The 14,553-nt window shown below is 59.9% G+C and carries 8 protein-coding genes; 7 read left to right on the top strand and 1 reads right to left on the bottom strand.

What is annotated here, in order from left to right; genetic code table 11:
• Positions 1-231 precede the first annotated feature (231 nt).
• The 6 genes from recC (at position 232) to J5M72_RS26730 (ending at position 11,934) form a co-directional block, all read left to right on the top strand.
• Complete coding sequence (recC, locus tag J5M72_RS26705; RefSeq protein WP_207867839.1) at positions 232-3,684, top strand: exodeoxyribonuclease V subunit gamma; 3,453 nt, start codon at positions 232-234, stop codon at positions 3,682-3,684.
• Positions 3,681-7,370, top strand: a complete 3,690-nt coding sequence (recB, locus tag J5M72_RS26710) for an exodeoxyribonuclease V subunit beta (protein WP_207867841.1) — start codon at positions 3,681-3,683, stop codon at positions 7,368-7,370. The genes recC and recB overlap by 4 nt, the downstream gene beginning before the upstream one ends.
• Positions 7,367-9,475 (top strand): exodeoxyribonuclease V subunit alpha, encoded by a 2,109-nt coding sequence (gene recD, locus J5M72_RS26715; RefSeq protein ID WP_207867843.1) that lies wholly within the window; start codon positions 7,367-7,369, stop codon positions 9,473-9,475. Before recB ends, recD begins: the two co-directional genes overlap by 4 nt.
• A gap of 118 nt (positions 9,476-9,593) precedes the next feature.
• Positions 9,594-10,169, top strand: coding sequence for a YfiR family protein (locus J5M72_RS26720; RefSeq protein WP_207867845.1), 576 nt, complete (start codon positions 9,594-9,596; stop codon positions 10,167-10,169).
• Positions 10,166-11,434 (top strand): diguanylate cyclase, encoded by a 1,269-nt coding sequence (locus J5M72_RS26725; protein ID WP_207867848.1) that lies wholly within the window; start codon positions 10,166-10,168, stop codon positions 11,432-11,434. Before J5M72_RS26720 ends, J5M72_RS26725 begins: the two co-directional genes overlap by 4 nt.
• Before the next feature lie 5 nt (positions 11,435-11,439).
• Positions 11,440-11,934, top strand: a complete 495-nt coding sequence (locus J5M72_RS26730) for an OmpA family protein (protein WP_207867907.1) — start codon at positions 11,440-11,442, stop codon at positions 11,932-11,934.
• Here J5M72_RS26730 and J5M72_RS26735 read toward each other — a convergent pair.
• Positions 11,931-12,878 (bottom strand): LysR family transcriptional regulator, encoded by a 948-nt coding sequence (locus J5M72_RS26735; protein WP_207867850.1) that lies wholly within the window; start codon positions 12,876-12,878, stop codon positions 11,931-11,933. The two genes, J5M72_RS26730 and J5M72_RS26735, sit on opposite strands and share 4 nt — an antisense overlap.
• A gap of 148 nt (positions 12,879-13,026) precedes the next feature.
• Between J5M72_RS26735 and J5M72_RS26740 the strand changes: the two genes are divergently transcribed.
• The gene (locus tag J5M72_RS26740) at positions 13,027-14,553 is read left to right on the top strand and encodes a CoA-acylating methylmalonate-semialdehyde dehydrogenase (RefSeq protein WP_207867853.1); all 1,527 of its coding nucleotides are present in this window, start codon (positions 13,027-13,029) and stop codon (positions 14,551-14,553) included.

Below are 14,553 nucleotides of genomic sequence, written 5' to 3' on the forward strand. Positions count from 1 at the left end.
CCCGAACTCAGAAGTGAAACGATGCATCGCCGATGGTAGTGTGGGGTTTCCCCATGTGAGAGTAGGTCATCGTCAAGATTGAATTCCGAAACCCCAATTGCGAAAGCAGTTGGGGTTTTGTTTTGCCTGCGGGAAAGTTCTTACAGCATTCTCAGCCGCCTTGCGGCTGTCCTCGCCGGCCGACAATGCTAAGGTTCAGCCCTAGCTTTTGTATTTTTCCAAGGAAGCCTTATGCCGGACACACAGTCCCTCAATGCTGCATTCATGGTGGTTCAGAGCAACAGCCTGGACGAACTGCGCAGCCTTGTGATCGGCATAATGCGGCGTTATCCGTTGGCTCCCTTGGAGAACGAAATTGCGCTCGTGCAGAGCAACGGCATAGCCCAATGGCTCAAGCTCGCGTTAGCCGAGGATCCTGAAGAGGATGACCTTGGCGGCTGCGGCATTGCCGCCGCAATTGATGTGCAATTGCCGGGCAGCTTCATGTGGCAGCTTTACCGCATGGTGCTGGGGCGAGATGAGATTCCGGCCAAGTCCTTGCTCGACAAGGCCCCTTTGACCTGGCGACTGATGCGCTTGCTGCCGCAGCTCATCAACCTGCCGTATTTCGAACCACTGCAACGATTCCTGACCCATGACACCGACTTGCGCAAGCGCTACCAGTTGTCCGAGCGATTGGCGGATCTGTTCGATCAATATCAGGTATACCGTGCCGACTGGCTTGAGGATTGGGCCGAGGGGCGCCATCAGCTACGAAATGTCAGGGGGGAAGTGAAACCACTTCCCAGCACCAGTTGCTGGCAGGCAGAGCTATGGCGTGCATTGCTTGAAGATGTCGGTGAGCAGGGCATGGCTCAAAGTCGGGCAGGCGTGCACCAGCGATTCATCGAGCGCATCAACAATCTTGAACATGCACCGACAGGCTTGCCGTCTCGGGTAATCGTTTTCGGAATTTCTTCGCTGCCCGCGCAAGTATTGGAAGCATTGGCAGGGCTGGCCCGTTTCAGCCAGGTTCTGCTCTGCGTGCACAACCCTTGCCGTTATCATTGGGCCGATATCGTTGCCGACAAGGATCTGTTGCGTCATCAATACAAGCGTCAGGCTCGCAAGAACGGCATGCCCGTGGTGCTGGATCCAGAGTCACTGCATCAACACGCCCATCCGCTGCTTGCCGCCTGGGGCAAGCAAGGCCGTGACTACATTAATCTGCTGGACAGCTATGACGACCCCGGCAGCTATCGGGCGGCATTTCGCAACGGCCGTATCGACCTGTTCAGTGACACTCTTCCACAAAACATGCTCAACCAGTTGCAGGATGACATTCTGGAGCTGCGTCCACTCAGCGAGACCCGTGAGCTCTGGCCTGAGGTCGATTTGAAGCAGGACCAATCGATTCGATTCCACATAGCCCATAGTGCGCAGCGCGAAGTAGAGATTCTCCACGACCAGCTTCTGGCCCGCTTCAGCGCCAATCCGCAATTACGCCCTCGCGACGTGATCGTGATGGTGCCTGACATCGATAGTTATGCACCGCATGTCCGTGCGGTGTTCGGACAACTGGACCGTCAGGATCCTCGGTTCATTCCTTTCACGCTGGCAGACCAGGGGCAACGGGGTCGGGATCCATTACTGATCGCTGTCGAGCACCTGCTCAAACTGCCAGACAGTCGTTTTCCCGTCAGCGAAATCCTCGACTTGCTCGATGTTCCGGCGTTACGCGCACGGTTCGGTGTGGAGGAGCGGGATTTGCCGACTCTGCATCGCTGGATCGAAGGCGCCGGTGTGCGTTGGGGGATGGACGCTGACCAACGTGCCGGACTGGGATTGCCAAATGAACTGGAGCAAAACAGCTGGCGTTTTGGCCTGAGACGGATGCTCCTCGGATATGCAGTTGGCGATTCCAGTGCCTGCGCGGGCATCGAGCCCTACGATGAAATTGGCGGTCTCGATGCTGCGTTGATCGGTCCTCTGGTCGCCTTGCTGGATGCCTTGGAGTACTCGCACCAGCAATTACTGAAGCCTGCGAAACCTCAAGAGTGGGGGAGTCGGTTACAGGTACTGATGCAGTTGTTTTTCAAGGCCAGCAATGAGCATGACGACTACTTGCTGACTCAGCTCGAGGAGCTGCGCGAGACATGGCTGGAGACCTGCGAGTCCGTCGGACTTGAAGACGAGTTACCGCTGACCGTTGTTCGCGAGGCATGGCTGGCAGGGCTGGATCAGGGGCGTTTGTCCCAGCGATTCCTGGCCGGTGCAGTGAACTTCTGTACCCTGATGCCGATGCGGGCGATTCCATTCAAGCTGGTTTGTCTTCTGGGCATGAACGATGGCGATTATCCCCGGGCACAACCACCGCTGGACTTCGACCTCATGGGCAGTGATTACCGGCCGGGAGATCGCTCCCGTCGTGAGGATGATCGCTATCTGTTGCTGGAAGCGCTGCTGTCTGCTCGCCATCAGCTTTACATCAGTTGGGTCGGGCGCAGTATCCGTGACAACAGTGAACGACCACCCTCGGTACTTATCGGTCAGTTGCGTGATCATCTCGCCAGTGGTTGGCGAACAACGGATGAAAAGGCCAATATTCTGGAAGTCCTGACTCAGGAGCATCCACTCCAGCCATTCAGCTCACGCTACTTTCATGAAGGCAACGAGCTGTTCAGTTATGCCAGCGAATGGCAGGTGCTGCACCAGCATCATGAACCTACTGAGGTGGCAAGTAAGCTTGGACCCCATGTTCAGGAAGAGCCCCTGAGTCTCGCATTGCTGCAGGACTTTCTGCGTAACCCGGTTCGACACTTTTTTACCCAGCGACTGAAGGTTTACTTCGAAGCGGCGCAGGCACCTCAGGCGGATGAAGAACCCTTTGTGCTGGACGCATTGCAACGATACTCACTGAGCGACAGCCTTCTGGAAGCAGCCTTGAGACAACCGGAGAATGTCGATCAGGCGCTTGAAGCTCAAGCGCGGCGCCTGCAAAACAGCGGGCTGCTGCCCATGGCGGGTTTCGGTGAGTGCCTGCAGCGAGAGTTGATCGAACCGCTTCCTGACTTGCTGCACCGCTATCATCAACTGCTGACGCTTTGGCCAACTCCGTTGACCGGTGCCACCCCGATCAATCTTCAATGGCAGGGATTACGGCTGGAAGGGTGGCTTGGAGGTCTGCACCAACGCGCCGATGGCGGGGTGTTGTCGGTGACGACGATCCCCAACAGCATCGGTTCGATCAAAAACCGCAAATGGCACCGTCTGACCAAACCATGGGTCAGTCATCTGGTCGCTTGTGCAAGTGGGCTTGCTTTGACGACTGCGCTGGTCGCCAGTGACGACACCCTTTTACTTGAACCAATGGAACAGGATCGGGCCTGGAGAATACTCGAAGATCTGCTGCTCGCCTGGCAGTCAGGAATGCGTCAACCGCTCCCGGTTGTGGTGAAAACCGCTTTTGCATGGCTGGGTCAGAATGACTCGCTGAAGGCTGAAGCCGCTGCCCGCAAAGCCTACGAGGGGGATGGTCAGACCAGCGAAGGTGAGCGACGCGAAAGCCCCGCCCTGGCGCGACAGTTCCCGGATTTCGATGCGTTGTTGGCCGAGGAGACCTTCCCCGATTGGTGCAACGCTTTATACCGCCCAGTGATCGAAGCCCCTTGGCAATCCTTGGCCAGCGCGGGGGTACGTTCATGAGTACAAGGCAGCCACTTGCCCTGTCGTTTCCGTTGAAGGGCAGTCAACTGATCGAGGCCAGCGCAGGTACTGGCAAGACGTTCACGATCTCTGCGTTGTATCTGCGCTTGATCCTTGGTCACGGAGGTGATGCGAGTGGCTTCGGTCGCGAGCTGCTGCCACCGCAGATTCTTGTGGTGACCTTCACCGATGCGGCGACCAAGGAGTTACGCGAGCGCATTCGCACACGCCTGGCCGAGGCCGCACGCTTCTTCCGTGACGAGACGCCGCCCCCTGATACGTTGATCGACGAGCTGCGCGCGCAGTTCGACCCTCAGCAATGGCCCGTTTGCGCCAACCGACTGGATATCGCCGCGCAATGGATGGACGAGGCTGCCGTCTCGACGATCCACAGTTGGTGTCAGCGCATGCTTCGCGAACACGCATTCGACAGCGGCAGCCTGTTTACCCAGACCCTCGAAACCGATCACAGCGATCTGCTGGGCGAAGTGCTCCGCGATTACTGGCGCCTGTTCTGTTATCCGATGCAGGGGGATGCCCTGAATTGGGTCCGCAGTCACTGGGGAGGGCCGGCCGCTCTGTTGCCTCGTGTACGTGCTCTCTTCGGTACTGAACGTAATGGAGCGCAAGGCAGATCTCCGGCTGAATTGATCGAAGAGTGCCTGCAAGAGCGCCGGGCTGCATTGGTTGAATTGAAAAAGCCGTGGCAGCAGTGGGCGGATGAGCTGCTTGCCATTTGTCATCAGGGCGTCGCCAGCAAGACAGTCGACGGGCGCAAGATTCAGGCCCGGTACTTCGAGTCTTGGTTCGAAAAGCTCAAGACCTGGGCCGGAGACGAGTCTGAGGAACAACTGGATATCGGAACCGGATTTACCCGGCTGACGCCTGAGGGCATGGCCGAAGCCTGGAAAGGCGAGCCACCGAGCCATCCGGGGCTGGACGCCATGCAGGTACTCAAGTCGAGCCTCGACGGGCTGCCAACCCCCGATGCCGCGGTGCTGCAGCACGCCGCCAAATGGGTGGGCGAGCGCTTTGAGGAAGAAAAGCGTCGACGTGCCGAAATGGGTTTCGACGACATGCTGCTGCGACTCGACGCAGCCTTGCAATCCGAAGGCGGCGAGCGACTCGCCACGCTTATCCGCGAGCAGTTTCCGGTCGCCATGATCGACGAGTTCCAGGACACGGATCCGGTGCAGTACCGGATCTTCGAGAGCATTTATCGCATCGAGGAAAACCAACCCGAGACCGGTCTGTTTCTGATCGGGGACCCGAAGCAGGCGATCTATGCCTTCCGTGGTGCGGACATCTACACCTACCTGCGTGCGCGAATAGCAACCGCCGGGCGGCTACATACGTTGGGCACGAACTTTCGCTCCAGTCACGGGATGGTCAAGGCGGTAAATCAGGTGTTCGAGCGTGCGGAGTCCCGTGAACAGGGACGCGGCGCGTTCCTGTTTCGAGAGCCAAACGGTGATAACCCGGTGCCGTTTCAGCCGGTGGATTCTCAGGGGCGCAAGGAACATTTACTGATTTGCGGGCAAGACGTGCCGGCGCTGAATGTCTGGCGTTTATCTACCGAGCAACCAGTCTCCGGTGCGGTCTATCGCCAGCAGTTGGCGGCGGCCTGCGCCAGTGAAATCACTGCCCTGCTCAATGGCGGACAAACGGGCAGCGCTGGTTTCGCGCAGGACGGCGGGGATTTTCGCGGGCTGCAACCGGCGGACATCGCAATTCTTGTGCGCGACGGCAAAGAGGCTCAAGCGATACGCGGTGAGCTTGCAGCCCGAGGGGTGCGCAGTGTTTACCTGTCGGACAAGGATTCTGTCTTCGCGGCTCAAGAGGCCCATGACCTGTTGGCCTGGCTCAAGGCCTGTGCCGAACCGGATGTCGAGCGCTCGTTGAAAGCAGCCCTGGCCTGCACCACGTTGAATCTGCCGTTGACAGAGCTGGAGCGCCTGAATCAGGACGAACTGGTCTGGGAGGCACGCGTCATGCAATTCCGAGCCTATCGCGAGATCTGGCGCAAACAAGGCGTGCTGCCGATGTTGCGGCGCTTTCTGCATGACTTCCATTTGCCTCGAACCTTGATTGCACGCAGTGACGGTGATCGGGTGCTGACCAACTTGCTGCACTTGTCAGAGCTGCTGCAACAAGCGGCCTCGGAACTGGATGGAGAGCAGGCGCTGATCCGGCATTTGTCCGAGCACCTGGCGTTGTCTGGTCAAGCCGGTGAGGAGCAGATCCTGCGCCTTGAAAGCGACGAGCAACTGGTCAAGGTCGTGACCATTCACAAGTCCAAGGGACTTGAGTATCCGCTGGTATTTCTGCCCTTCATCTGCTCGGCCAAACCCGTGGATGGCAGTCGGCTGCCGTTGCATTACCACGATGCATCCGGCAACGCTCGGGTCAGTCTCAAACCTGATGCCGAGCTGATTGCCCTGGCCGACAATGAGCGTCTGGCGGAGGATCTGCGTTTGCTCTATGTCGCGCTGACCAGGGCACAACATGCCTGCTGGCTTGGCGTGACGGACCTCAAGCGCGGTAATAACAGCAGTTCGGTCCTGCATCTTTCAGCACTTGGCTATTTGCTGGGTGGTGGTGCGTCACTGAGTGAGTCCAGCGGTTTGATTCGTTGGCTCGATGATCTGCAACAGCACTGTCCTGCGCTGAGCATCGTTGAAATGCCGCTGGCAACCAGTGACCACTACCGGCCACCGCGCAACGAAGCAACCCTCAGTGCCACGTTGGTACCCAAACGCAAGGCCAGCGAAAACTGGTGGATCGCCTCCTACAGTGCTTTGCGGATCAGTGATGTGTTGAGTATGGGCAGTGAGGACGCGCCGGACAGTCCGCAAGCGCAGAAACTGTTCGACGACGAGCGCCTTGAACCCGACGCCCACCGGGAGATCATCCCGGGAGGCGCTGATATTCACCGCTTCCCTCGTGGACCGAATCCGGGAACATTTCTCCACGGACTGCTCGAATGGGCCGGTGATGAAGGTTTCGCGGTTTCACGCGAGGCACTGGAAGACGCGATCGGCCGACGCTGCAATCGTCGCGGCTGGGAAGGCTGGATCACGACCCTCAGTGACTGGCTGCAGCATCTGCTCAAGTCGCCGATGCCCGCAGGTACCGGCCGACCACCGGTCGTATTGGAGCAATTGAAACGGTATCGGGTCGAGATGGAGTTCTGGTTCGCCAGCCACAAGGTCGATGTCGTCAGACTCGACGAACAGGTTCGCAAGTTCACCCACGGCGGTGTTGCCCGGGTCGCCGCCGAAGCGGTGCAACTCAACGGCATGTTCAAAGGCTTCATCGACCTGACCTTCGAACATGACGGTCGTTATTACGTGGCGGACTACAAATCCAACTGGCTGGGCGTCGATGACGCCGCCTACACCGAACAGGCCATGGAACAGTCGATTCTGGAAAATCGCTACGATCTGCAATATGTGTTGTATCTGCTGGCTCTGCATCGTCAGCTCAAGGCCCGCCTCGCCGATTACGATTACGACCGGCATGTTGGCGGTGCGCTGTATCTGTTCCTGCGGGGCACACGTGCCGACAGCGGTGGTGTGTATTTCGTGCGACCGCCGCGGGAGCTGATCGAGCGTCTGGACCGGATGTTCCAGGGCAAACCGGAACCGAAATCCGAGCCGGTATGGGAACAGGGAGAGTTGCTATGAGCCGCACCTTTGCGCATTTGTCGCCGATTGCGCTGGATGCAGACAGTCTTGCCCAACTGACGCCCCTGTTGCGGGCCGAGGACTTGCTGCAGTTGCTGACCCACTGGGTAGAACGAGGATGGCTGCGGGCTCTGGACAAGGCATTCGTGACGTTTCTTCATGAGTTGGTGCCAGACGCCGATCCGCTGGTTCTGCTTGCCGCCGCTTTGACCAGTCACCAGCTCGGTCATGGTCATGTGTGCCTGGATCTGTTTGAAACCCTCAAGGCTCCGGACTTCGCCCTGTCCCTGCCGCCGGAGGGGGACGTGCAATCGGGTGTGTTGTTGCTGCCATCGCAATTGCTTGAAACCCTGGAAGGGGCGCACTGGTGCAAGGTGCTGGCCGGCAGTTCGCTGGTGGCGCTGGCTGCCGACGAGAGTGAGTCTGCACGGCAATGTCCCCTGGTGCTGTCCGGCAAACGCCTGTACCTGCGGCGATACTGGGCCTATGAGCGACGCATCGACACGGCACTGCGTCAGCGCCTCGCGGAGCATGAATCGACGCCGAGCGACCTGTCGCAGCGTCTTGACGAGTTGTTCGGGGCGGCAATGAAAACCGGGGTGATCGACTGGCAGAAACTCGCCTGCGCACTGGCGACTCGAGGTGCTTTCAGCATCGTCACGGGCGGGCCGGGCACCGGCAAGACCACCACCGTGGTGCGTTTGCTGGCCTTGCTTCAGGCTCCCGCCGTCGAAGCCGGCCAGCCTTTGCGTATTCGTCTGGCCGCGCCCACGGGTAAAGCGGCTGCGCGGTTGACCGAGTCCATCAGCCAGCAAGTGCAATCGCTGAAAGTCGCCGAGGCCGTTCGGGAAAAAATCCCTTCCGAGGTAACGACCGTGCACCGCTTGCTGGGCAGTCGTCCCGGTACCCGGCACTTTCGTCATCATGCGGGCAACCGCTTGCCGCTGGATGTGTTGGTGGTCGACGAAGCATCCATGATCGACCTGGAAATGATGGCCAACCTGCTTGATGCGTTGCCGTCACATGCTCGCCTGGTGTTGTTGGGCGACAAGGATCAACTGGCCTCTGTCGAGGCCGGTGCGGTGCTGGGGGATTTGTGCCGCGATGCCGAGGCGGGTTGGTACAGTCCGCAGACACGTCAGTGGCTGGAGTCCGTGAGCGGGGAATCCTTGCAGGACGCCGGTTTGCACGAGGACAGCGACGGTACGCACCCATTGGCGCAGCAAGTGGTGATGTTGCGTCACTCGCGGCGTTTCGGCGAGGGCAGTGGCATCGGTCAGCTTGCGCGACGGGTGAATCAGCAATTGCCGGATGAGGCCCGCCAACTGTTGGCTGCACGAAGCCATGACGATGTGTATTCACTGGCGCTCAAAGGTGAGCAGGACCACGCACTGGAGCGTCTTGTTCTGGAAGGGCATGGCGAGGGCCCTTGCGGTTATCGGCATTACTTGAGCGTTCTGCGCAATCAGCGCCCGCCTGCCGGAGCTCCCCTTGAGCATCCCGGTTGGCTCGATTGGGCGCGTGAGGTCTTGCAGGCGTTCGATACCTTCCAGCTGCTGTGCGCGGTGCGTAAAGGGCCGTGGGGCGTCGAGGGGCTGAACCAGCGCATCACCGACGCGCTGATCAAGGCGCGGCTGATTGACCGTGACCAGCAATGGTATGAAGGTCGTCCGGTCCTGATGACCCGCAATGACTATGGCCTGGGGCTGATGAACGGTGACATCGGCATTGCTCTCAAACTGCCTGAACGAGAGGGGCCGAACGCCGGTGAACTGGTGCTGCGGGTGGCGTTCCCGCGTAACGATGGGCGCGGTGGGGTGCGGTTCGTGTTGCCGAGCCGGCTCAATGATGTGGAAACCGTGTACGCCATGACGGTGCACAAGTCGCAAGGCTCTGAGTTTGCCCATACCGCGTTGATCCTTCCCGACGCCCTGAATCCGGTATTGACCAAAGAGCTGATCTACACCGGCATTACCCGAGCCAAACACTGGTTCACCTTGATCGAACCGCGAGCCGGGGTATTCGAGGAAGCGGTGCAGCGCAAGGTCAAGCGCTTGAGCGGTCTGATGCTGGAACTGGAGGAGGGGGCGACGCTTCGAGGGTGAAGCTGCCAATGATTGCCGGCGTTATCTGACCGACCGGTCAGAGGGGCTGTATCGCTGGCGTTCCAACGCTGTGCTATCGTTGCGGCATCATTTCGTAACGATCCAAGAGAATCCCTGCATGAAGCTGGCTGTCTGGGCGACAGAGCGCGTAGTTGACAGCAAGCGAGCGTTGCTTGCCGTTCTGCTCTGTTTGCTCACGGGTGTAGCGGCTGCCCAGCCGGAAAGGCCAGTGGGTATGGCTGAGCAAAGGGCCAGGTCGGTCACTCAAGTGGTGCTGGGCATTCTCAGTTATGCGCGCTGGCCGGTCGAACCTGCACAGTTGCGTCTGTGCATCGTCGGTCCCACCGAATACACGGATGATCTGGTGAAAGGCACGACACAAGCGACAGGGCGGCCTGTCAACGTGCGTCGTCTGCTGGCAGACAACCCGTCGGTCGTCAGTGAATGCGACGCCGTCTACATCGGCAAACTTACCGCCGATGAACGCAGCCGATTGTTCGCGTCGCTGATTGGCCATCCTGTACTGAGCATCAGCGAGGGCGGCGATCAGTGCACGGTCGGCAGCCTGTTCTGCCTGCGGGTTGGTGACGAGCAGGTGTCTTTCGAAGTCAATCTCGATTCCGTCGCCCGTAGTGGTGTTCGTATTCATCCAAGCGTGCTGCAGTTGTCGCGCCGCAAGCCGGCGGCCCCATGAGACGTGACCCTTCCACTGGACGTCCGACCCTGGGCTCGGTCATCGGTCGCGGGCATTTGATTGTCGCGCTGGTGGCCGTGGCGATGGCCAGTGTGTCGTTGACCCTGCTCGGCGTCCTGGCGCTGCGGGTCTATGCCGATCACAACCTGCACCTCATCGCCCGCTCGATCAATTACACCGTGGAAGCCGCGGTGGTATTCAACGACAAGGCCGCCGCGACGGAAGCGCTGGCGCTGATCGCCTCGACCGAAGAAGTGGCAGACGCTCAGGTGCTGGACAGTCAGGGTCAAGTGCTGGCGCACTGGCAGCGTCCGGAGAACGGCCTGTTTTCCGCGTTGGAAATGCAAGTGACGGGGGCAATCCTGGAAAAGCCGATCAGTCTGCCGATCCTGCATCAGGATCATGAGATCGGCCGGATTTTGCTGACCGGCCACGGTGGCAGCCTGATGCGCTTTTTGTTGAGCGGACTGGCGGGGATCGTACTCTGCACCGCGATCAGCGCCTGGGTCGCGCTCTTTCTGGCGCGTCGCCAGTTGCACGGAATTACTGGGCCATTGCACAGCCTCGCCGCAGTGGCCCACGCCGCCCGCAGCGAACGTGCGCTGGACCGGCGCGTACCACCGGCGAAAATCGCCGAACTCGACAACCTCGGCAACGACTTCAACGCTCTGCTCGATGAGCTGGAATCGTGGCAGACCCACCTGCAAAACGAGAACGAAACCCTTGCCCACCAAGCGACACACGACAGCCTCACGGGACTGCCCAACCGGGCGTTTTTCGAGGGCCGCCTGATTCGTGCATTGCGCAGCGCCAGCAAACTCAACGAGCGCGTAGCGGTGCTGTTTCTGGACAGTGATCGTTTCAAGGAAATCAATGACAATTTTGGCCACGCGGCCGGTGATGCGGTCTTGGTAGCGGTAGCGAACCGGGTGCGGGCGCAGTTGCGTGAAGAGGATTTGGTAGCGCGTCTGGGCGGTGATGAATTTGCCGTTCTGCTGACACCGTTGCACAAGACCGAAGACGCAGAGCGCATTGCCGACAAGATCCTCGCCAGCATGGACACCCCCATTGCGGTACCGGGCGACACCCTTGTGGTGACCTCGCTCAGTATCGGTATTGCGGTTTACCCCGATCATGGCGCCACGCCCGGCACTTTGCTCGATGCGGCCGACGCCGCGATGTATCAAGCCAAGCGCCTGTCCCGTGGCGCCCAATTCACCGCCGGGTCGGAGCACCCGGTCGATTCCGTTCAAACCAGGAGCTGATGCCCGTGTTCTCGATTGCCGTTCGACTGTTTTCCACTCTATTGCTGACGGCCATGCTGGCCCTGACCGGATGCCAGACCGCTCCGCAAAAAGGCCTGACACCGGCGCAGATTGCCGTGCTCAAGCAGCAAGGCTTTGAGCTGACCGACGACGGCTGGGAGTTCGGCCTGTCGGGCAAAGTGTTGTTTGGCAGCGATGTCGAAAGCCTGAACAAGCAAAGTACCGAAATCGTCGAGCGTATCGGCAAAGCGTTGCTGGGTGTCGGCATCGAACGGGTACGGGTGGATGGCCACACCGATGCCTCGGGCAAGGAAACCTACAACCAGCAGCTGTCTTTGCGCCGGGCAAAAAGTGTCGGCAAAGTGCTGACGTCGGTCGGCATGAAGGAAGAGAACATCCAGCTGCAAGGCCTGGGTAGCCGCGAACCGGTGGCCTCCAATGACACCGCTGCCGGCCGCACCGAAAACCGCCGGGTGTCGATCGTGGTCAGCGCCGACTAGTCGGCAAACTGCATCTCCCGCGTTTGCCCCATCAACAGCGACTGATTGCACTCGGTCACTTCGCGGATGTAATCCCACAACAGGGTGATCCGCTTGAGCTTGCGCAAATCCTCCCGGCAGTACATCCAGAACTGCCGGGTAATGTCGATTTCCTCCGGCAATACCGGCAACAGGCGCGGGTCCTGGGCCGCGAGGAAGCACGGCAGAATCGCCAGTGAGCGCCCCTGCTGCGCCGCCACGAATTGCGCGATCACGCTGGTGCTGCGCAAATTGGCGCTGGCGCCGGGCAGCACGTTCGCCAGATACAGCAGCTCCGAGCTGAACGCCAGGTCATCCACGTAACTGATGAATTGATGCTTGCCCAGGTCGGCGGGGCGGCGGATCGGCGGGTGTTTGTCCAGATATTCCTGGGTCGCGTAGAGCTGCAAACGGTAGTCGCAGAGTTTGCAGCACACATACGGCCCGTGCTCCGGGCGTTCAAGGGCGATGACGATGTCCGCCTCGCGTTTGGACAGGCTGATGAAGTGTGGCAGCGGCAGGATGTCCACCGAGATTGCCGGGTAGGCGTCGACGAAGTGGCTTAACTGCGGGGTGATGAAGAAGCTGCCGAAACCTTCGGTGCAGCCCATCCGCACATGCCCGGACAGCGCGACGCCAGAGCCGGACACCTGCTCGCAGGCCATGTGCAGTGTGCTTTCGATCGATTCGGCATAGCTCAGCAGACGCTGGCCTTCGGCAGTCAGCACGAAACCGCTGGTGCGGGACTTTTCGAACAGCAAGGTGCCGAGCGCCGCTTCCAGCGAACTGATCCGCCGCGACACGGTGGTGTAGTCCACCGCCAGGCGTTTGGCCGCTGTGCTGGCCTTGCGGGTACGGGCGACTTCGAGGAAAAACTTGAGGTCGTCCCAGTTCAGCGAACCTAGAGACGTGATGTTTTTTTGCATGATGGACGGGCTTATATGTGCGTTCTTATTAGAAGTTTGCACATCTATACTCCAAAAACAGTCCGACAACCAATTCGTGACACACGCCTCATCTCAAGGCGAACCTTCGCCTTGGCTCCCAAGATAAAAACAATTTCTGGAGACCAGCATGAACGCATCGCTTACGCCCAACGAAACCACGGTCCAGAAGGTCAAGCTGCTGATCGACGGCGAGTGGGTCGAGTCGCAGACCACCGAGTGGCACGACATCGTCAACCCGGCGACCCAGCAGGTACTGGCCAAAGTCCCGTTCGCCACCGCCGCTGAAGTCGACGCTGCCGTCAGCGCCGCCCAGCGCGCCTTCCAGACCTGGAAGCTGACCCCGATCGGCGCGCGCATGCGCATCATGCTCAAGCTGCAGGCATTGATCCGCGAGCATTCCAAGCGTATTGCCGTGGTGCTGAGCGCCGAGCAGGGCAAGATCATTGCCGATGCCGAGGGCGATATTTTCCGTGGCCTGGAAGTGGTCGAACACGCCTGCTCCATCGGCAGTCTGCAAATGGGCGAGTTCGCCGAGAACGTCGCCGGCGGTGTCGATACCTACACCTTGCGCCAGCCGATCGGCGTTTGCGCCGGCATCACGCCGTTCAACTTCCCGGCAATGATTCCGTTGTGGATGTTCCCGATGGCCATCGCCTGCGGCAACACCTTCGTGCTCAAACCGTCCGAACAGGATCCGCTGTCGACCATGCTGCTGGTGGAGCTGGCGATCGAAGCCGGCATTCCGGCCGGTGTGCTCAACGTCGTCCATGGTGGCAAGGACGTGGTCGATGGCCTGTGCACCCACAAGGACATCAAGGCGGTTTCGTTCGTCGGTTCGACCGCCGTCGGCACTCACGTTTATGACCTGGCCGGTAAACACGGCAAGCGCGTGCAATCGATGATGGGTGCAAAGAACCACGCCGTAGTGCTGCCGGATGCCAATCGCGAGCAAGCGCTCAATGCCTTGGTCGGCGCCGGTTTCGGTGCGGCCGGTCAGCGTTGCATGGCCACTTCGGTGGTGGTGCTGGTGGGTGCGGCCAAGCAGTGGTTGCCGGATCTGAAAGCGCTGGCGCAGAAACTCAAGGTCAACGCCGGCAGCGAGCCAGGCACTGATGTCGGCCCGGTCATTTCGAAAAAGGCCAAGGCGCGGATTCTCGATCTGATCGAAAGCGGCATCAAGGAAGGCGCGAAACTCGAGCTGGACGGTCGCGACATCAGCGTGCCGGGTTACGAGAACGGCAACTTCGTCGGCCCGACCCTGTTCTCCGGGGTGACCACCGACATGCAGATCTACACCCAGGAAATCTTCGGCCCGGTGCTGGTGGTGCTGGAAGTCGACACCCTCGACCAGGCCATCGCGCTGGTCAACGCCAACCCGTTCGGCAACGGCACGGGCCTGTTCACCCAGAGCGGTGCGGCGGCGCGTAAGTTCCAGACTGAAATCGACGTCGGCCAGGTCGGCATCAACATTCCGATTCCGGTGCCGGTGCCGTTCTTCAGCTTCACCGGTTCGCGGGGTTCGAAACTCGGCGACCTCGGCCCGTACGGCAAGCAAGTGGTGCAGTTCTACACCCAGACCAAAACGGTCACGGCGCGCTGGTTCGATGACGACAGCGTCAATGACGGCGTGAACACCACCATCAACCTGCGCTGA

Source organism: Pseudomonas sp. 58(2021), from assembly GCF_017491585.1.
In the GTDB taxonomy this organism is placed as follows: domain Bacteria; phylum Pseudomonadota; class Gammaproteobacteria; order Pseudomonadales; family Pseudomonadaceae; genus Aquipseudomonas; species Aquipseudomonas fluorescens_BT.